General features: G+C 62.8%; 16 protein-coding genes. 3 read left to right on the top strand and 13 right to left on the bottom strand.

Features of this window, described 5'->3' with window-relative positions:
- Positions 1–13: 13 nt before the first annotated feature.
- From SLW75_RS00490 to SLW75_RS00500, 3 genes are all read right to left on the bottom strand, one after another.
- A complete protein-coding gene (locus SLW75_RS00490; protein WP_410933222.1) occupies positions 14–1,291 on the bottom strand; it encodes an L-fuconate dehydratase in 1,278 nt (425 codons plus the stop codon).
- Between the two features lie 191 nt (positions 1,292–1,482).
- The gene (locus SLW75_RS00495; RefSeq protein WP_410933223.1) at positions 1,483–2,328 is read right to left on the bottom strand and encodes a fumarylacetoacetate hydrolase family protein; all 846 of its coding nucleotides are present in this window, start codon (positions 2,326–2,328) and stop codon (positions 1,483–1,485) included.
- A gap of 66 nt (positions 2,329–2,394) precedes the next feature.
- Positions 2,395–3,135: an SDR family oxidoreductase gene (locus SLW75_RS00500; RefSeq protein WP_065986099.1), complete on the bottom strand. Its 741-nt coding sequence runs from the start codon at positions 3,133–3,135 to the stop codon at positions 2,395–2,397.
- Between the two features lie 247 nt (positions 3,136–3,382).
- On the opposite strand from SLW75_RS00500, the gene SLW75_RS00505 reads away from it, so the two are divergent.
- Complete coding sequence (locus SLW75_RS00505) at positions 3,383–4,144, top strand: FadR/GntR family transcriptional regulator (RefSeq protein ID WP_410933224.1); 762 nt, start codon at positions 3,383–3,385, stop codon at positions 4,142–4,144.
- A gap of 296 nt (positions 4,145–4,440) precedes the next feature.
- On the opposite strand, the gene SLW75_RS00510 is transcribed toward SLW75_RS00505, so the two are convergent.
- The 9 genes from SLW75_RS00510 to SLW75_RS00550 all read right to left on the bottom strand — a co-directional run bounded on the left by SLW75_RS00510 (position 4,441) and on the right by SLW75_RS00550 (position 13,116).
- Entirely contained in the window at positions 4,441–5,274 is an 834-nt protein-coding gene (locus SLW75_RS00510; protein WP_410933225.1) for an oxidoreductase, read from the bottom strand.
- Positions 5,275–5,415: 141 nt separating this feature from the next.
- Positions 5,416–6,741 carry an MFS transporter gene (locus SLW75_RS00515; protein WP_410933775.1) on the bottom strand — a complete coding sequence of 442 codons (1,326 nt, stop codon included), beginning with the start codon at positions 6,739–6,741 and terminating at the stop codon, positions 5,416–5,418.
- A gap of 395 nt (positions 6,742–7,136) precedes the next feature.
- Positions 7,137–7,421: a hypothetical protein gene (locus tag SLW75_RS00520; protein WP_410933226.1), complete on the bottom strand. Its 285-nt coding sequence runs from the start codon at positions 7,419–7,421 to the stop codon at positions 7,137–7,139.
- A 93-nt stretch (positions 7,422–7,514) separates the two neighbouring features.
- Entirely contained in the window at positions 7,515–8,255 is a 741-nt protein-coding gene (gene hutC, locus SLW75_RS00525) for a histidine utilization repressor (protein ID WP_410933227.1), read from the bottom strand.
- 44 nt (positions 8,256–8,299) lie between these two features.
- Positions 8,300–9,112: an amino acid ABC transporter ATP-binding protein gene (locus SLW75_RS00530; RefSeq protein ID WP_410933776.1), complete on the bottom strand. Its 813-nt coding sequence runs from the start codon at positions 9,110–9,112 to the stop codon at positions 8,300–8,302.
- An 86-nt stretch (positions 9,113–9,198) separates the two neighbouring features.
- The gene (locus SLW75_RS00535; protein ID WP_410933228.1) at positions 9,199–9,870 is read right to left on the bottom strand and encodes an amino acid ABC transporter permease; all 672 of its coding nucleotides are present in this window, start codon (positions 9,868–9,870) and stop codon (positions 9,199–9,201) included.
- On the bottom strand, positions 9,867–10,526 hold the full coding sequence (locus SLW75_RS00540) for an amino acid ABC transporter permease (RefSeq protein WP_410933229.1): 660 nt from the start codon (positions 10,524–10,526) through the stop codon (positions 9,867–9,869). Before SLW75_RS00540 ends, SLW75_RS00535 begins: the two co-directional genes overlap by 4 nt.
- Before the next feature lie 212 nt (positions 10,527–10,738).
- Positions 10,739–11,590, bottom strand: coding sequence for a transporter substrate-binding domain-containing protein (locus SLW75_RS00545; RefSeq protein ID WP_410933230.1), 852 nt, complete (start codon positions 11,588–11,590; stop codon positions 10,739–10,741).
- Between the two features lie 134 nt (positions 11,591–11,724).
- A complete protein-coding gene (locus SLW75_RS00550; RefSeq protein WP_410933231.1) occupies positions 11,725–13,116 on the bottom strand; it encodes an FAD-binding oxidoreductase in 1,392 nt (463 codons plus the stop codon).
- Between the two features lie 307 nt (positions 13,117–13,423).
- Between SLW75_RS00550 and SLW75_RS00555 the strand changes: the two genes are divergently transcribed.
- Positions 13,424–14,386 carry an isopenicillin N synthase family dioxygenase gene (locus tag SLW75_RS00555; RefSeq protein WP_410933232.1) on the top strand — a complete coding sequence of 321 codons (963 nt, stop codon included), beginning with the start codon at positions 13,424–13,426 and terminating at the stop codon, positions 14,384–14,386.
- Positions 14,387–15,084: 698 nt separating this feature from the next.
- Here the strand turns inward: SLW75_RS00555 and SLW75_RS00560 are convergent.
- The gene (locus tag SLW75_RS00560; protein WP_369319394.1) at positions 15,085–16,281 is read right to left on the bottom strand and encodes an amino acid aminotransferase; all 1,197 of its coding nucleotides are present in this window, start codon (positions 16,279–16,281) and stop codon (positions 15,085–15,087) included.
- Between the two features lie 333 nt (positions 16,282–16,614).
- On the opposite strand from SLW75_RS00560, the gene uvrB reads away from it, so the two are divergent.
- Positions 16,615–18,630 (top strand): excinuclease ABC subunit UvrB, encoded by a 2,016-nt coding sequence (gene uvrB, locus SLW75_RS00565; protein WP_065986047.1) that lies wholly within the window; start codon positions 16,615–16,617, stop codon positions 18,628–18,630.
- The last annotated feature ends 57 nt before the right edge of the window (positions 18,631–18,687 follow it).

Genomic DNA, 18,687 nt, shown 5'->3' on the forward strand with positions numbered 1-18,687 from the left:
TCTGGCGGGGTCCTCAGCCTTTGTACGCGTACTGCTCCCGCGAAGCGGCCTTCATCTGAATCGAGAAACCCGGTGCGGCCGGCGGCAGATACGCCGCATCGCGAATCACACACGGATCTTCAAAGTGCTCATGCAGGTGATCGACATACTCCACCACCCGACCTTCATGGGTCCCGGCGATGCACAGGAAATCGATCATTGACAGGTGCTGCACGTACTCGCACAGGCCGACGCCGCCGGCATGGGGGCAGACTGGCAGCTGGTATTTGGCGGCCATCAACATCACCGCCAGCACCTCGTTGACCCCGCCGAGCCGGCAGGCGTCGATCTGCACCACGTCGATGGCGCCGCGCATGATCAGTTGCTTGAAGACGATGCGGTTCTGGCACATCTCGCCGGTCGCCACCTTCACCGGGTGGACGCCAAGACGAATCGTGCGATGGCCCTCGACGTCGTCGGGGCTGGTCGGTTCTTCGATGAACCAGGGCTTGGCGAACGCCAGCTCGCGGACCCAGTCGATGGCCTCTTTGACCTCCCAGACCTGATTGGCGTCGATCATCAGATGGCGATCCGGCCCCAGCACTTCCCGGGCGATGCGCACCCGACGAATGTCGTCCTGCAGGTCGCGGCCCACTTTCAGCTTGATGTGAGAAAAGCCGCCATCGACCGCTTCCTGACACAGCCGGCGCAGCTTGTCGTCGGGGTAGCCCAGCCAGCCCGCCGACGTGGTGTAGCAGGGGTAACCGTCGGCCAGCAGCGTTCGCAGCCGTTGCGCCTTGCCCTCGGCGCGCTCGGTCAGCAGGGTCAGGGCTTCGTCCGGGGTGAGGCAGTCGGTGATGTAGCGAAAATCGATGCAGCGCACCAGTTGCGCCGGGGTCATTTCCGCCACCAGTTGCCACACCGGCTTGCCCTCGGATTTGGCCCACAGGTCCCAGGTGGCGTTGACCACGGCGCCCGTCGCCAGGTGAATAGCGCCCTTGTCCGGGCCGATCCAGCGCAACTGGCTGTCGCTGGTGACTTGGCGCCAGAAACGGCCCATGTCTTCGGTGATCCATTCCAGCGTCAAGCCGACCATCACGCCGGCCAGTGCGTTGATCGCTATGCAGCAAATCTCGTTGCCACGGCCGATGGTGAAGGTCAGGCCGTGGCCCTGCAGGGTGGGGTGATCGGTTTCGAGAATGACGTAGGCCGCCGAGTAATCGGGGTCCGGGTTCATCGCGTCGGAGCCGTCGAGCAATTGCGACGTGGGGAAACGAATGTCTTCAACGCGCAAGGCGGTGATGGTGGTCATGGCGGGTCCCTTTGGCATTGTTGTGGGCAGCGCGGCGTATTGGGAAAACTGAGGAAACCACTGATCTCAAGTGCATGCAGAACCTGTGGGAGCGAGCTTGCTCGCGAAGCCTTTACTCCTGATGAGTAGGCAGGGAATGCACTGGCCTCTTCGCGAGCAAGCTCGCTCCCACAGGAATGGTGTTTGCTGCCTCAGGCGTCGACCGTCAGCTGCTGCTGCTCACCCAACCCTTCAATCCCCAGACGCATGGTCTGGCCGGCGCGCAGGAACACCGGTTCCGGCTTGATGCCCAGGCCCACGCCCGGCGGTGTGCCGGTTGAAATCACGTCGCCCGGTTGCAGGCTCATGAACTGGCTCAGGTAGCTCACCAGCTTGGGAATCTGGAAAATCATCGTGCGCGTATTGCCGTTCTGGTAGCGCTTGCCGTCGACTTCCAGCCACAGGTTGAGCTGATGGGGGTCGGCGATTTCATCGCGGGTCACCAGCCATGGGCCGATCGGGCCGAAGGTGTCGCAACCCTTGCCCTTGTCCCAGGTGCCGCCGCGCTCGAGCTGGTATTCACGCTCGGACACGTCGTTGATCACGCAATAACCCGCCACGTGTTCCAGCGCATCGGCCTCGTCGATGTAGCGACCACCCTTGCCGATGACCACGCCCAGCTCGACCTCCCAGTCGGTCTTCTTCGAGTTGCGCGGGATTTCCACGTTGTCGTTGGGGCCGACGATGGCGCTGGTCCACTTGTTGAAAATAATCGGTTCTTTCGGAATGTCGGCGCCGGTTTCAGCGGCGTGGTCGGCGTAGTTCAGGCCGATGCAGATGAACTTGCCGATCTGGGCGACGCAGGGGCCGATACGCGGACTGCCTTCCACCAGCGGCAGGCTGTTGACGTCCTGGGACTGCAAGTGCGCGATGCTTTCCGGGCTCAGGGCGGTGCCCGACAGGTCGCCGATGAGATCGGTCAGATCGCGAATGCGGCCGTTGCTGTCCAGCAGGCCAGGGCGTTCTTGACCGGGTTCGCCGTAACGCAGCAATTTCATGGGGAGTCCTCTAAATGGTGATTGATCAGAAATCGGTTTAACGAATACGCGGGATTGGCGGCGGGCTCAATTGCTCCAGCCGCCGTCGATGATTTGCGCAGTGCCGGTGGTAAAGCCGCTGGCGGACGACCCGAGGTACAGCGCCAGTTGGGCAATTTCCTCGGGCGTACCCAGGCGTCCCATGGGTTGGCGGGCTTCGAACGCGGCGTACACCTCGGACTCGTCACGATGCTCCCGCGCCGCCTGATCGGCCACGCGCTGACGCAGGGAAGGGGATTCCACGGTGCCGGGGCAAATGCAGTTGCAGCGGATGTTCTGCCCGACGAAATCAGCAGCGACCGAACGGGTGATGCCGATCACGGCGGCCTTGCTCGCACAGTAGGCGAAGCGGTTGGGCACGCCCTTGATGGCCGAGGCGACCGACGACATATTGATGATCGAGCCGCCACCGTTGGCCAGCATTGCCGGCAGAAACGCGCGGATCATCTTGTACATCGCGGTGACGTTGAGGTCGAAGGCGAAGCGCCAGTCGTCTTCGGAGCATTCGAGGATGTTGCCGCTGTGCACCACGCCTGCGCAGTTGAACAGTACGTCCAGCGCGCCCACTTCGGCGGCCAGCCGTTCGATGGCGGCGTGGTCGGTGACGTCGAGCACGCGCTTGTGCACGCCTTGGAGGTGGTCCAGCGCTGCACCGTTGATGTCGATGGCGAAGACTTCTGCGCCGGCCTTCAGGTAGGCCTCGACGCTGGCTTGACCGATGCCCTGGGCGGCGGCCGTGATGAGCACTCGCTTACCGGTGAGGTCCATGTTGATCCCTTGTTTTTATTGTTGAGACGACCTGCCTGGCTATCAAGCGGTTCAGGTGTGCTGACCGGGCCACGGAGGCCGCATTCAGGCGAAGACGACGCACGCTAACCCCATCGGGTTTTGCTATGCTCCGCTCACTGCAGCGCTCCAATGGTCAGGCCATTGGTCCTGTTTTTAGCACTTGTCATGGGCCGCAACAAGGCCATTTGTCGATCCAGTGCGCTGAAAATTTCCGAGCCGATTCCCCATGCCAATCCAAGTAATTGATAATCGGAGACTTTATCGCCAGATCGCCGATCAGCTCCGCGCGTTGATCGACAGCGGCGAGTTTCCACCGGGCAGCCGCCTGCCGGCCGAACGTGAACTGGCGAAGATGCTGGGGGTGAGCAGGGCGTCGGTGCGTGAGGCAATGATTGCCCTTGAGGTAATCGGGCTGGTGGATGTGCGCGTCGGTAATGGCGTGCTGGTCTGCGAACCGCCGGGGCAGAAGCTGTCCGATGAACCGGTGATGACTCAGGTCACCCGCGATCAGTGGAAGGACGTTGACCCGGAGCTGGGCATCGAGGTGGATTTCAGCGCAGAGATCCCGCCGTTTGCCCTGCTTCAGGCGCGCCGGCTGATCGAACCGGAAGCGGCGGCGCTGGCCGCGCAGAACGCCAGCGATGAAGAACTCGACGCGATCCGCGAGGCCTTCGAACGCAACGCCCGGGACAACCGCGAGCATTCCCACACCCACCCCGGCGATCGCCTGTTCCACATCCGCATCGCCCAGGCCTCGGGCAACCCGGCCTATGCGCTGATGATTAAGCACCTGCTCGGGCATCAGTACGGCAGCATGTTCCAGCGTTTGCAGGCCCACTACACCTCCGACGACATGCCGTTCCGCTCCGAGCACGAACACCGCCTGATCCTCGACGCCTTGCAACACCGCGATGCAGAAGCTGCGAGGCAGGCGATGGCGGGGCATCTGGATGAAGTGATCCGCATCTTCAGCCGGGGCGGGGTGTAGGTTAAGTTACGCCACGAGTTCCCGGTTGACGGCTCCCACAAGGAGGGCGTTTCCCAGAAAAAATGATGGTGGTCATGCCGGCCTCTTCCCGGCTAAAGCCAGTCCTGCAGTGGGTACGCAGCAGGTCTGTAGGACCGGCTTCAGCCGGGAAGCTTTTGACGTTGATGTTGATCTGCTTTTGACCTTCATACGCAAAAAGTCCAGTCACCGCCAAACGCGACTTGGGTGCAGGCTGAACGCAGGGCCCACGGAGCGGGACCGGAGTGGCCGTTAGGCCGACGCACTTTCATCGAACTTCACCCATCCGTCGAACGCGACACCTCTTCCCATTCCGCAAACTCGGCTTCCAGCTGCGCGAGCTTTTCCCGCACCAGCTTCAACGCATCGCTGCCCAGCAACAAGTGCGCGGGCGGGGTGGGGCTATCAATCAGCTTGAGCATCGCGTCCGCCGCCTTGACCGGATCCCCCGGCTGCTTGCCGCTGCGTTCTTCGCGGGCCTCGCGGATCGGGTCGAAGCTGGCGTCGTAGTCGGCAATCTGCCGCGCAGTACGCTGCATCGAACGCCCGGCCCAGTCCGTGCGGAAGGAACCCGGCGCCACGGCCGTGACAAACACATTGAAGGGCTTCAACTCCTTGCTCAGGGATTCGGAAATCCCTTCCAGCGCAAACTTGCTGCCGTGGTAGTAGGAGATCCCCGGCATCGTGATGAAACCGCCCATGGAGGTGACGTTGAGGATGTGCCCGCTGCGGCGCTGGCGGAACAGCGGCACGAAGGCCTTGATGATCGCCACCGCGCCGAACACGTTGACGTCGAACTGCCGACGCAAATCCTCCAGCGGCGACTCTTCCAGAATCCCTTCGTGACCATAGCCGGCGTTGTTGACCAGCACGTCGATGGGCCCGAATGCGGTGTCGGCCTCGGCGACCACGCGGTCGATGGCGTCGAAGTCGGTGACGTCCAGCAACACGCCGTGGGCGCGACCGGGCGCCTGGGCTTCGAATGCCTGAACGGCGTCTTCATTGCGCAGGGTGCCGATCACCGTATGACCCGCCGCCAGCGCCTGTTGCGCCAGCGCTTGACCGAAGCCGCTGCTGACACCGGTGATGAACAGGGTTTTTGATGTGCTCATTGTGGGTTTCCTCTCGGGGCCGAAGCCGTTGATCGATGGTCGATGCTCGAAGTCCCCCATGGTAGGAACCCTGCGCGCCAAACCGATGACCCAGTCCTGCGTGATGATTGCCTGATCCTGCGCTGGCTGGATTGACGACGCTTAAGGCCGCGGATTGGCGGTGTTCTTGGTCACCAACCGCAAGCCGCTCGCCACACTGCCCACCGCCGCAAAGCCGGCGCCGATGCTCAACGCCAGCACCGGGCCGTGGGTGCTGGAAATGCCGAAACTCAAGGCCACCAACGCCGCGCCCGTGGCCTGGCCAATCAGGCGTGCCGTCGCAATCGTGCCGCTGGCGCCGCTGGAGCGCTCCTTCGGTGCGCTGGTCATCAGCGCTTTCTGGTTCGGCGCCTGGAAGAAACCGAAGCCGATGCCGCACAGGATCATCCGCGCGATGATCGACATGACGCTGGCGTCGGCGGGCATAGTCGCCAGGGAAATCATCCCCATACAGAGCATCGCCAGCCCGATCCCGCCCAGCAGCCCCGGCGCATAACGGTCTGACAGGCGCCCGGCGAACGGCGCGATCATTGCCACCACCACCGACCACGGCGTCATCAGAAACCCGGTCTGAATCGGGTCGCGGCCCAGGGTGCTTTCAAAAAAGAACGGCAGTGAGACAAACGCCAGCCCCTGGGTGGCGAACGAACAGAACGCCGTCAGCGCCGACAACGCAAACAGCGGCCGTTTGAGCAAATCCAGGGGGAACATCGGCGCAGGGTGCCCGGCCTCGCGCTTGAGCATCAGCGCGCCGCCCACCAAAAACACCGCCAGGGCGATCAGCACGCTGACCACGGAGCCCAGTTGCGCCGCCTGACTCAGGGCAAAGATCAGCGCCCCGAAGGTCATGACGTTGAGCACCGCAGTGAAACGGTCGAAGGTCAGACTGCCGAGGCGGGTGGCGGGCAGCGAATTCCAGGCGAACACCAGGGCAAACAGGCCGATGGGCAGGTTGATCGCGAACAGCCACGGCCAACTCGCCACCGACAACACCAGCGACGCCACGGTCGGGCCGATGGAGAACGAGGTGCCGACCACCTGCGCGTTCATGCCCAGTCCGCGGCCGAGCCGTTCGTGGGGGAAGATCGAACCGATCAGCGCGGCGTTGACACTCATGATCGCGCTGGCGCCGATGCCCTGCAGCACGCGGGCGACGGTCAGCGTCGGCAATGACCAGGACAGCGCACACAGCGCCGACGACACCACGAACAGAATCAGCCCGCCCAGATACACCTTGCGATGGCCAAGCACGCCGCCCAGCGCCGCGAACGGCAACAGCGTGGCGACGGCGGCGAGCTGGTAGGCGTTGATGATCCACACCGACGCCGCCGGTGAGGCGTTCAAATCAGCCGCGATGGCGGGGAGGGCGGTGTTGGCGATGGCGGTGTCGAGGGTGGCCAGGGCGATGGACATCAGAATCGCCGCCATGCCGCGAAACTCGCGGGGTGTGAGTTTATTACCGACGCGCGGGGCATCCTGAGTGGCGGGCTGGACCATTATCGACAACGCTCCGGGGATGAACTTCAGGCAAGTCTGCGGGCGCAGACCAAGGCGTGATGGTGCCGTTTTGTTAGGTTGCCATGCAATGGAGTATCCGCCAGACCGAGCGGGTGGCGGAGCTGTTAGATCCGAACCAGGTCAGAGGCGGCGTTGAGAATCCCGTGGGAGCGAGCTTGCTCGCGAAGACCTAAGCCAAGCCCCTGAAGCTCCACCGGCTGTACCGACCACTTCGTGAGCAAGCTCACTCCCACCAGTGCCCCGGTCAGTCAGCCGCCGCAATCAGACTTAAAAGCCTGAGCTGGACCCCGGACCGAAGGCCGCCCTCAACCCCCGGCGGTATCAATGTCCTTGTCCAGCTCACCCGTCTGCAGCTCCTCTTTGGTGGTGTCCGGCGATTTATGCTCTTCCGGCTCGAAATCCGGGGTAAAGCTGTTATCCCCCGCATCGACCCCGGCGTTCTCATGACCCTGCGCGCCGTCTTTCGACTCGCCCTGCGGCTTGACCGTGTCCTTCTGCGCCACGCTGCTGTCCGGGGCTTCCGGTTGCGCGGCCGGGCTGATCGCCGGGTCGTTACGGTTGACGGTTTGATCATTGTTCTGGGTAGCCATATGCACCTCTTCTGTCATATCCCGTTCACAGGACTTACAGATATCGAGGGCAACGGCGCGCAAGGGTTCGATCCATGTGCTGACCGGCAGCGCTCAGGTGTCGCGATAGGCGCCGGTCGCCGGCATGCGACTGCCCAGTCGATAACGCGACGAAGGGTGCACCAGCCGCACGTAGGTCACCACGTTGCCGCTGTTCCAGGTGCGGCGCATCAATACCAGACACGGCTCGCCCGGTTCGATCTGCAAATGCTTGAGCTCCTCGGCGCTCGGGTGGCTGGCCTCGACGATGTGCTCGATTTCATCGGGCTGAATGATCTGCAACAGATAGCGCGCCGACTGCAACGCGTCGCCAAAAGGCTGCTGCAGAAAGTCCGGCGCGGCGTGCGGATTGACGTAACGGTCTTCCAGCTGCACCGCCACATCGTCCTCGTAGTGCACGCACAACAGGTGAAACACCGACGCGCCGGTGGCGAGCGAGAGGGCCGAGGCGATGGGCATCGACGCCGATTCCCGTGCCAGGTGCAGCACCTGGCAACGGTAGCGATGGCCCCGGGCGAGGATTTCGTCGGCGATGTTGGTGATGCGCAGCAGGTTGGATTGCGGCTTGCTGGCGGCGACGAAGGTGCCGACCCCGGACACCCGCAGCAGGCGGCCTTCTTCGGTCAGCTCGCGCAACGCCCGGTTGACGGTCATCCGCGACATGCCCAGTTCGACCACCAGGCGGTTCTCCGACGGAATCAAGTCGCCGGGCTGCCACTCCCCTGACGACAGCTTGCCGTGAACGAAGGATTTCGCCCGCCGATACAGGGCCTGGGGTGCCGGCTTGTCCATCATGTTTCTCCCTTGCCGAACAGGTTGACGGCCTTAAAAACAGCGCATCATGGTTTGGCGTCCTGCCAGAACGCGTTGCGGTCCAGGTAGTTCTGCAAGAACTGCTGCAGCCGGGGTTGCTCGGGGTTGTGGAAAATCTGCCGGGGCGTGCCGTGCGCGACGATTTCGCCCTGATCGAGAAAAATCACCGAGTCGGCCACCTGAGCGGCAAAGCCCATCTCATGGGTGACCACGACCATGGTCATGCCTTCCTTCGCCAGGGTCTTCATCACCTGCAGCACTTCACCCACCAACTCCGGGTCGAGGGCCGAGGTGGGTTCGTCGAACAGCATGATGTGCGGCTCCATCGCCAGCGCCCGTGCAATCGCCACCCGCTGCTGCTGACCGCCGGACAATTGCGCAGGATAGGCCTCGGCCTTGTGCGCCAGCCCGACCTTGTCGAGCATCGCCATGCCGCGCTTTTTTGCTTCGTCCGCCGAGAGCTTACGCACCCGTCGCAAGGCTTCGCAGACGTTGCCGAGGGCGGTCATGTGCGGCCACAGGTTGAACTGCTGAAAGACCATGCCGACGTTGCGCCGCACCTGATTAATGTGCGATTGCGGCGCGCGGCGACGGCCCTTGTCGGTGTCCTGCCAGCCGAGCAACTGGCCTTCAATGCGAATCTCGCCTTCGTCGTACTCCTCCAGAAACGCCATGCTGCGCAGCAAGGTGCTTTTGCCCGAGCCCGACGGGCCGATCAGGCACACCACTTCCGAGCGCTGCACCTGGAAGTCGATGCCCTTGAGCACGCGCAGATTGCCGAAGCTTTTGCCCACCTGGCTTAGGGTCAGGACGGTCGACTGCTCGTCGTTGGTTTTCATAGGTTCATCCAGGGATTTGCGGGTCGTTTCGCGGGTTGTTTCGTAAGGCGGGGCGGGCGCGTTGCCGCCGGGGATCAGAAGACTGTTCATCGGGGTTGCCTGCTCATGAACCGGCCGACGCGGGTTTCCAGCAGCATGCCCAGCCGCGAGCACAGCTCCACCAGAATCAGGTAGCCGATGCACAGCATCAGCAGGGTTTCGACGAAGGCGAAGGTTTCCGAGCCGATGCCGGTGAGGACCATCGTCAGCTCGGGAATGGTGATGATCGACAGCACGGCGGTTTCCTTGCACAACACCGTGACCATGTTCACCAGCGCCGGAAGAATCATCACCAGCATCTGCGGCACCTGGATGCGCCAGACGCATTGCAGGCGGGTGATGCCCAGGCAATCGGCGGCTTCCAGCTGACCCCGGGCGACCGATTGGAAACCGGTGCGGAAGATCTCGGCGAAGTACACGCCGCCGTAAACCCCCAGGCCGAGGATGCCGGCGGGAATCGGGTCGAGGCTGATGCCGAACGACGGCCCGCCGTAATACACCAGAAACAGCTGCACCAGAAACGGCGTGCTGCGGATCAGCTCGATGAACGCCCGCAGCGGCGCCCGCACAAAGTGGTTGCCGAACACCTGGGCGACGGCGATCAGCATGCCCAGCGCCAGGCCCAGCACGACGCCGCTGCTCCAGGTGCCGAGGGTGACCAGAAACCCGGAGCCGATGTCGCTCAGGTGGTCGGTGAAAATGCTCGGGTCGAAGGTCATGCCGTGCGCTCCTTCATTCGTCTTTCGAGCAGGCTCGCGGCATACGCCAGCGGCACGTTGATCAGGCAGTAGAAGCCGGCGAGCATCAGGTAGTCCTGGACGAACATGTAGTCGCTGGCAGCAAGGTTCTGTGCCGTGCGGGTCAGATCGGCCAGCCCGACCACCGAGACCAGCGACGAGGCCTTGATCAGCAGGATCATTTCATTGACCAGCGCCGGCAGCGTCAGGCGCACGGCCTGGGGCACGCGGATGCGCATGAGCATTTGCGCGTCGCTCAGGCCCAACAGCCCGGCGGCCTCCAGCTGACCGCCGGGAATGGCAAGAAAACCGCCGCGCATGATCTCGGCGATGTACGCGCCGGCGGCCAGGGACAAGCCGATGATTGCCGCCACCGTGGGCGAGACGTTGGGCAGGCCGACCCGGGGCAGGAAGTAATAGATGAACAGCAGTTGCACCAGCAGCGGAATGCCGCGGAACACGAAAATGTAGGCGCCACCCAGGCGGCGCAAAAGAGGGATCGGCGACAGGCGCAGGCTGCCGACGACAATGCCGATGACAAAGCCGAACACCAGCGCGGCCATCGACACCTGCAACGTCACCCACAGGGCGCCCAGCAAGAGCGGCGCGTTTTGCTGCAGCAAGGGCCAATCGAACACGGCGTTTCTCCAGCGTATGCCTGACGCAAATCTTGTAGGAGCGTGGCTTGTCCCGCGATCGTCTGCGAAGCAGACGCCTGTCGATTCGACCACGCTGCGCCAGATGTGCATCGTCGTTTCTTTTGCTGCCACTTCTTGGCAGATCGCGGGACAAGCCACGCTCCTACAGGTCGTGCATCGTTTCGGGACGATGCAGTTGACTCAGCTCCGCCTCACCACGTCGGCTCGAAATCACCTTTCGGCACGTCCATTTCCGCGCCGAGCCATTTCTTCTGCAGTGCGGCCAGCCGGCCATCGTCGTGCATCTTGTTCAAGGCAGCGTCCAGCGCAGCGATCAGGCTGTCGGCATCGGCGTCCTTGCGGCCCAGATAAGCAAAATAGGACTTCTTGCCGAACGGCGGCTGCACCACTTTGTACAGATTGCTCTTCTGCGCGGCGACGAAGGAGATGTTCGGCAGCGAGTTGGCCACGGCGACGATGCGCTTGGCGGCCAGGTCGGCGTAGGCCTGATTGTTGTCGACGTATTCACGAATGGTGACCTTCTGCGGCAGGGTGGCGGCGAAGGCTTTCAGCTCCTCCAGCTGCGCCGAGCCCTTGCCGGCACCGACGGTTTTACCGGCGATGTCTTCAGGCTTGCTGAGGCTGTCGTCCTTGGCGCCCGCGAGCAGGGCCACGGTCGCTTCGGCAATCGGCGAGACGAAGTGGTAACGCTCCTTGCGCGCCTTGGTCACGATGATCGGGCCGGCCACCACGTCGAATTTCTTCGCCTCAAGGCCGGGCAGCACGCTCGGCCACGGCAGGTCGAGGAACTTGATCTTGACCCCCAGCTCCTGGCCCAGCGCCTCGAACAGCTCAGCGTTCAAACCTTTCTGTTTGCCCGCTTCGAGAAAATCGAACGGCGCGAACTGCATTTCGGTGCCGACCACCAGCTCACCGGCTTTCTTCACATCGGCCAACTGATCGGCGTGGGCCGACAAGGGCAGCACCGCCAATGGCAACAGCGCCAGGGCGGTAGCGATACTCAAGCGGTTAAACGTCCTGCGGAACACAGAGTCGAGTGGCATGGGATGGCTCCTGGGTGGATGCGGCGTGTTGCGTCGATGCTGCGGGATGTTCGGTGAGCGGGTGCGGGGTTTGCTTTAGATTCTGCCACTGCAGTTAGCGTGCCATACCGGTATAGACAACCTGCGGGGCGCGATCAGCCGAGGATCTTCCCCGGGTTGAGAATGCCGTTGGGGTCGAAACTGCGCTTGAGCTCGGCCATGACCTGCAACGCTTCCACGCTCACCGAGTGGTGGAGAAACTCGCGCTTGAGCAGGCCAATGCCATGTTCGGCCGACACCGCGCCGCCCAGCTCGCCGACGGCGCTGTAGACCAACCCCTCGATTTCCAGCACCGGAGCGGGCTGCGGCAGCGAGTTGCAGTCCACGGTCAAATGCAGATTGCTGTCGCCGATGTGGCCGAAATACACGCTTCGGTTACCCGGCCAGCGCGCGTCGATGCGCTCACGGCAGCGCTCGGCGAACTCACCGATGCGGCCGATGGGCAGGCTGATGTCGAAATTCAGCGGCGCCATGCGCTGGGGAAACTCGCCGGTGGCCTCGCGAATCTTCCACAGCCCGCGGGCCTGGGTCTGGGAGGTCGCGAGAATGGCATCGACGACTTCGCCGGCCTTAATGGCGGCTGCAAGGATCTGCTCCAGCGCATCGCCGGGGGCGGACGATTCCAGTAGCACGTAGAGCGGATGATGATCGGGCATCGGCGCGACGGGCTTCTCTTGGGTTGAGGTGGCAAGCCACGACACACCGAGGCGGAAGAAATCCTGCCACATCAGTTCATACGCCTGGGGCGTCCCGACGCTTGACTGAATGCGCCGCAGCAGGGCAACTGCGCTCGGGTAATCAGGCAGGGCGCAGAGCAGCGTGGTGGTCGGACCGGGTGGCGGCGCCATCTTCAATACTGCTCGGGTAATCACCCCAAGGGTGCCTTCGCTGCCGATGAAGCACTGTTTTAGGTCATAACCGCAGTTGTTCTTGATCATCTTGTTCATCAGATCGAGCACACGCCCGTCCGCCAGCACCACCTCCAGACCGAGCACCAGATCGCGGGTCATCCCGTAACGAATCACCGCATTGCCACCGGCATTGGTAGCGATATTGCCGCCGATCTGGCACGAGCCTCGCGCGCCCAGATCCAGCGGAAACAGGAAGCCGGCGTCGGCCACCGCGTGCTGGATGTCTTCCAGCGTCGTGCCCGCGCGCACGCTGACGGTCGCGGCGGCCGTGTCGATCTCCTCGATGCCGCGCAGGCGATCCAGCGACAACGCGATGTCGGTGGTGCGCGGAACCGCGCCGCCCGCCAGGCCGGTCATGCCGCCCTGGGGCACCACGCTTTGCCCCGCCGCGTTACAGATGCGCAGGGCGAGGGAGACCTGTTCGGTGCTGGTCGGGAGGAGAAGCGCAGCGGGGCAGGCCGGCGCGTGGCGGGTCCAGTCACTGTAATGACGCGGGCTGATGGCTTCGCCGGTCAGCACCTGAGCATCGCCCAGGGCCTGGCGCAACTGGCGGATGGTCTGTTGCAGGTCGCTCATGGAATCCACTCGGTCAATCCGCGTCAGGGGTGGGGCGTGCCTGAAAGCGGGGAAGGCTGTATAGACAGCTGAGGCAAGATGCAGGCCAGTTGATCGACGCCATTAGACTGAGGGCGCTAACGGCTTCGCTGTAGGACTGGCTTTAGCCGGGAAAGCGTCGTATGTCACACCGCAGAATTGAGTGTGGACGCACTCCCTCATTCCCGGCTAAAGCCGGTCCTACGAATAACGCGGTGGGCGGCGCGGCACAGTAAATGCTTGATCCGGTCTATACCGCCCAGTCCGATTCCTGCGCCCGGAGCCAGCCATGACCGTCACCGCCAACCTCCCGATCATCGACATGGCCGGCGTCCGCGAGGGCGACGATGCTGCGCTCCGCCGCGTCGGCGAAGCCATCCGCAGCGCCTGCAGCGAAAGCGGCTTCTTCTACATCATCAACCATGGCGTGCCCCGTCAGGTGATCGACCGCACCATGGCGGCCGCAAAAACCTTCTTCGCCTTTGCGCCGGAGGTGAAGCGCCAGGTGGCGGTGAACAAACGTCATCGCGGCTGGCATGCGTTGGGCGGGGCGTTGATGTATGAAGCGACCAAGCCGGATTTCAAGGAGTTTTTCAGCATCGGCCTGGAGCTGCCGGAGGATGACCCGAGCGTGCTGGCGGGGGAGGCGTTGCGCGGGCCGAACCAGTGGCCGGATTTTATGCCGGAATTGCGGGTGGCGCTGGACGCGTATTACGAGGAGATCGGCAAGGCGGGCGCTGATCTGTTGAGGGCGGTGGCGGTGGGCCTGGGTATCGAGCCGGGTTTCTTTGCGCCGAAATACGGCAAGCGTTTGCAGCGTACGCAGATGGTGTATTACCCGCCGCATCCACCCCGGGCCGAGGCTGATCAGTTCGGCGTTGCGCCGCACACGGATTATGGCTGTATCACGCTGTTGCATCAGGACAGCAGTGGGGGTTTGCAGGTGCGTGAGTTGGCCAGCGGGGCGTGGATCGATGCAACGCCGATCGAGGGCAGTCTGGTGGTGAACGTGGGGGATTTGTTGGCACGCTGGTCGAATGATCGGTTCCGGTCGACGTTGCATCGGGTGATCAGTCAGTCAGGGCATGAGCGCTATTCGATCGCGACGTTTTATGACCCGACGTATGGGGCGGTTGTTGATCCGTGCGATTTGGGGGTTGAGGCGTCTGCAAGCCTTTATCCGGCGGTGGCGGCGGGGGATTACATACTCAAGCGGATTGATGATTCGATGGCGTATCGGAAGAAGGCGTAGTCGCAGGCTCCGAAAAGCGGATAAACGCGCAGAGATTTACGCGTATCCATTATCTCGGTGTGCTGTTGTTAGGGTTCCGCCCTTACGGCGGGGCACTTTTTTCCAAGAGCCCGGATTGCCGGCCCACTGCGCGTCGTCTACGTTCAGCCTGCACCCAAGTCGCGATTAGCGGTGTTTGGGCTTTTTGCGTACGAAGATCAAGAGCACAGCAACGGCAACGGCAGCGGCATTCGCGAGCAAGTTTGCTTCCACAGGGACGGTGTTTGATCAGCAAAGCTGCCTGCGCCCACACCGGCCTCTTCCCGGCTAAAGCCGGTCCCACTAACAGACCGTGCGCACCTGTAGGACTGGCGATGACTGTAGGACCGGCTTCAGCCGGGAAGCTTTTGATTTGCTTTTGATCTTCCTACACAAAAAGTTCAGACGACACCCATCGCGACTTGGGTGCAGGCTGAACGCAGGCGACGCGGAGTGGGCCGAGCCGCATGGATGCGGCGAGAGCGCCGTCAGGACATGGATGTCCGTTCGGCGCGGGCCCACGGAGCGTCGTCGAAGTGAGGGTATTCCGACGAAGGAGGAACCTAGCCAGGAGCAAGCACCCTTGGTTACTTGGGGTGCTTTTCCAAGTAACTCGCCGAAGGCGAAACAGTCTGCCCCCAGGCAGACGCTCCTGATCTTGACCTTAAAATCTTGGCGGTTTAGATAACCGCCAGGATCGCCTCGGTAACAGCCCCGATATTCCCCTGATTCAACGCCGCCACACAAATCCGCCCGGTATCCAACGCATAAATCCCGAACTCGTTGCGCAACCGATGAACCTGCGCCGTCGTCAGACCCGAATACGAAAACATCCCCCGCTGACGCGCGACAAAACTGAAATCCTGCCCCGCCGCATTATTCGCCAGACGCTGCGTCATCTCCTCACGCATCCCGCGAATCCGCAGGCGCATCTCGCCCAGTTCCTCCTCCCACTTGGCACGCAACTCAGGGCTGTTCAACACCGTCGCCACAATCGACGCGCCATGGGTCGGCGGGTTCGAATAGTTCGTGCGGATCACACGCTTCACCTGAGACAACACCCGCGCCGTCTCTTCCTTCGAATCCGTCACGATCGACAACGCACCGACCCGCTCGCCATACAGCGAAAACGACTTCGAAAACGAACTGGAAGCAAAGAACGTCATGCCGCTGTCAGCGAACAAACGCACCGCCGCTGCGTCCTCGTCAATCCCGTCACCGAAGCCCTGGTACGCCATGTCCAGAAACGGCACATGACCCTTGGCCTTCAGCACCTCGAGCACCTTCTTCCAGTCTTCCAGGGTCAGGTCAACGCCAGTGGGGTTATGGCAGCAGGCGTGCAGCACGACGATCGAGCCGGACGGCAGGTTCTGCAGATCCTCCAGCATGCCCGTGCGGTTCACGTCATGGGTGGCGGCGTCGTAGTAACGGTAGTTCTGCACCGGGAAACCGGCGGTTTCGAACAGCGCGCGGTGGTTTTCCCAGCTTGGGTCGCTGATCGCCACAACGGCGTCAGGGGAGAGCTGCTTGAGGAAGTCCGCGCCGATTTTCAGAGCGCCCGTGCCGCCGACCGCCTGGACCGTCATCACTTGGCCCGAAGCCAGCAGCGGCGACTCAGCGCCGAACAGCAGGGTTTGCACGGCCTTGTCGTAGGCAGCGATGCCGTCGATGGGCAGGTAGCCGCGGGGCAGGTGTTGGGCCACCCGGTTTTCTTCCGCTTCGACAACGGCGCGCAGCAGCGGAATTTTCCCTTCTTCGTTGCTGTAAACGCCGACACCCAGATTGACCTTGGTCGTGCGGGTATCGGCGTTGAATGCTTCGTTGAGGCCCAGGATTGGATCGCGTGGTGCCATTTCGACAGCGGAGAACAGGCTCATTGTGCGGGGGCTCTGAGTGGGGAGTGAATGGGTCGCGTCGCTCCAGCCGATTGCACTAGAGCGGTGCACAAACGGGGAGCAAGTATAAAGGCCTGCGCCAGTGCGGGCGACAGTCCCGCGCAGGTTTTTCAGGGTTTTTCGCGAAATTTTTCGACCGTTAGTCCCGTGCCGCGGACTAATCTGCGGAGGGTGGCTTGAAAGGTGGCGCCGTCGACTCCACTTGTAGTCCCATCACTTCTTTTATGTACGTCTTTTCCCTGACGGGATCAGCCGTCCGTGCTCAATTGCGTTGCTGCAGGATTCATCCGGCAGTGGCCCCTCCAGAGGTACGTTATGTCCGAGTTTCAGCTCGTTACCCGTTTTGAGCCGGCCGGCGATCAACCGGAGGCGATTCGTCAGTTGGTTGAAGGCATCGACGCCGGCCTGTCGCACCAGACCCTGCTCGGTGTAACCGGTTCGGGCAAGACCTTCAGCATCGCCAACGTCATTCAGCAAGTGCAGCGCCCGACCCTGGTGCTGGCGCCGAACAAGACCCTGGCCGCCCAGCTGTACGGCGAGTTCAAGGCGTTTTTCCCGAACAACTCGGTCGAGTACTTCGTTTCCTACTACGACTACTACCAGCCGGAAGCCTACGTGCCGTCGTCGGACACCTTCATCGAGAAGGACGCGTCGATCAACGACCACATTGAGCAGATGCGCCTGTCCGCGACCAAAGCGCTGCTGGAGCGCAAAGACTCGATCATCGTCACCACGGTGTCGTGCATTTATGGTCTGGGCAGTCCGGAAACCTACCTGCGCATGGTTCTGCATGTGGATCGCGGCGACAAGCTCGACCAGCGCGCTTTGCTGCGTCGCCTGGCCGACCTGCAATACACCCGCAACGACATGGATTTCGCTCGGGCGACCTTCCGGGTGCGCGGCGACGTGATCGACGTGTTCCCGGCGGAATCGGACCTGGAAGCCATCCGCATCGAGCTGTTCGATGACGAGGTCGAGAGCCTTTCTGCCTTCGATCCGCTGACCGGGGAGGTGATTCGCAAACTGCCGCGCTTCACCTTCTACCCGAAGAGCCACTACGTGACCCCGCGGGAAACGCTGCTGGAGGCGATGGAAGGCATCAAGGTCGAGCTGAACGAGCGTCTGGAATACCTGCGCGGCGCCAACAAGCTGGTGGAAGCCCAGCGTCTGGAGCAGCGCACCCGTTTCGACCTGGAGATGATCCTCGAGCTGGGTTACTGCAACGGCATCGAAAACTACTCGCGCTACCTGTCCGGGCGTCCGTCTGGCGCGCCGCCGCCGACGCTCTACGACTACCTGCCCGCTGACGCGCTGCTGGTGATCGACGAATCCCACGTCAGCGTGCCCCAGGTCGGGGCCATGTATAAGGGCGACCGTTCGCGCAAAGAGACGCTGGTGGAATACGGTTTCCGCCTGCCGTCGGCTCTGGATAACCGGCCGATGCGTTTCGATGAGTGGGAAAACGTCAGCCCGCAGACCATTTTCGTCTCAGCGACGCCGGGTAACTACGAAGCCGAGCACGCGGGCCGCATCGTCGAGCAAGTGGTGCGGCCGACCGGTCTGGTCGACCCGCAGATCGAGATCCGTCCGGCGCTGACTCAGGTCGACGACCTGCTCTCGGAGATCCACAAGCGCGTCGCGATCGAGGAGCGGGTGCTGGTGACCACGCTGACCAAGCGCATGTCCGAAGACCTCACCGATTACCTGGCCGACCACGGCGTGCGCGTGCGTTACCTGCACTCGGACATCGACACCGTCGAGCGCGTCGAGATCATCCGCGACCTGCGCCTGGGCACCTTCGACGTGCTGGTGGGGATCAACTTGCTGCGCGAAGGCCTGGACATGCCGGAGGTGTCGCTGGTGGCGATTCTGGATGCCGACAAGGAAGGCTTCCTGCGTTCCGAGCGCTCGCTGATCCAGACCATCGGCCGGGCCGCGCGTAACCTCAACGGCCGCGCGATCCTGTACGCCGATCGCATCACGGGTTCCATGGAGCGTGCGATCGAAGAAACCGATCGTCGTCGCGAAAAGCAGATCGCGTTCAACCTGGCCAACGGCATCACGCCGAAAAGCGTGATCAAGGACGTCGCCGACATCATGGAAGGCGCCACCGTGCCCGGCTCGCGCAGCAAGAAGCGCAAAGGCATGGCCAAAGCCGCCGAAGAGAACGCCAAGTACGAGGCCGAACTGCGCTCGCCGAGCGAAATCACCAAACGCATTCGTCAGCTGGAAGAGAAGATGTACCAACTGGCCCGCGACCTGGAGTTCGAAGCCGCGGCACAAATGCGCGACGAGATCGGCAAACTGCGCGAGCGCCTGCTGGCAGTTTGAGGACTCGCGGGAGTGACCGGGGTGGCGCTTCCACACGATCCGGGTTGACTCGGCATC

The sequence above is a fragment of the Pseudomonas sp. W5-01 genome (assembly GCF_046540435.1).
GTDB classification, from domain to species: Bacteria; Pseudomonadota; Gammaproteobacteria; order Pseudomonadales; family Pseudomonadaceae; genus Aquipseudomonas; species Aquipseudomonas graminis_B.

Excerpts from the sequence above, each read along its gene's own strand:
- SLW75_RS00500 (WP_065986099.1), bottom strand. The coding sequence starts at position 3,135 with ATGGACCTCACCGGTAAGCGAGTGCTCATCACGGCCGCCGCCCAGGGC.
- SLW75_RS00560 (WP_369319394.1), bottom strand. The coding sequence starts at position 16,281 with ATGAGCCTGTTCTCCGCTGTCGAAATGGCACCACGCGATCCAATCCTG.
- uvrB (WP_065986047.1), top strand. The coding sequence starts at position 16,615 with ATGTCCGAGTTTCAGCTCGTTACCCGTTTTGAGCCGGCCGGCGATCAA.
- hutC (WP_410933227.1), bottom strand. The coding sequence starts at position 8,255 with ATGATGGACAAGCCGGCACCCCAGGCCCTGTATCGGCGGGCGAAATCC.
- SLW75_RS00555 (WP_410933232.1), top strand. The coding sequence starts at position 13,424 with ATGACCGTCACCGCCAACCTCCCGATCATCGACATGGCCGGCGTCCGC.
- SLW75_RS00550 (WP_410933231.1), bottom strand. The coding sequence starts at position 13,116 with ATGAGCGACCTGCAACAGACCATCCGCCAGTTGCGCCAGGCCCTGGGC.
- SLW75_RS00530 (WP_410933776.1), bottom strand. The coding sequence starts at position 9,112 with ATGAAAACCAACGACGAGCAGTCGACCGTCCTGACCCTAAGCCAGGTG.
- SLW75_RS00535 (WP_410933228.1), bottom strand. The coding sequence starts at position 9,870 with ATGACCTTCGACCCGAGCATTTTCACCGACCACCTGAGCGACATCGGC.
- SLW75_RS00510 (WP_410933225.1), bottom strand. The coding sequence starts at position 5,274 with ATGAGCACATCAAAAACCCTGTTCATCACCGGTGTCAGCAGCGGCTTC.
- SLW75_RS00520 (WP_410933226.1), bottom strand. The coding sequence starts at position 7,421 with ATGGCTACCCAGAACAATGATCAAACCGTCAACCGTAACGACCCGGCG.
- SLW75_RS00490 (WP_410933222.1), bottom strand. The coding sequence starts at position 1,291 with ATGACCACCATCACCGCCTTGCGCGTTGAAGACATTCGTTTCCCCACG.
- SLW75_RS00495 (WP_410933223.1), bottom strand. The coding sequence starts at position 2,328 with ATGAAATTGCTGCGTTACGGCGAACCCGGTCAAGAACGCCCTGGCCTG.
- SLW75_RS00545 (WP_410933230.1), bottom strand. The coding sequence starts at position 11,590 with ATGCCACTCGACTCTGTGTTCCGCAGGACGTTTAACCGCTTGAGTATC.
- SLW75_RS00505 (WP_410933224.1), top strand. The coding sequence starts at position 3,383 with ATGCCAATCCAAGTAATTGATAATCGGAGACTTTATCGCCAGATCGCC.
- SLW75_RS00515 (WP_410933775.1), bottom strand. The coding sequence starts at position 6,741 with ATGGCGGCGATTCTGATGTCCATCGCCCTGGCCACCCTCGACACCGCC.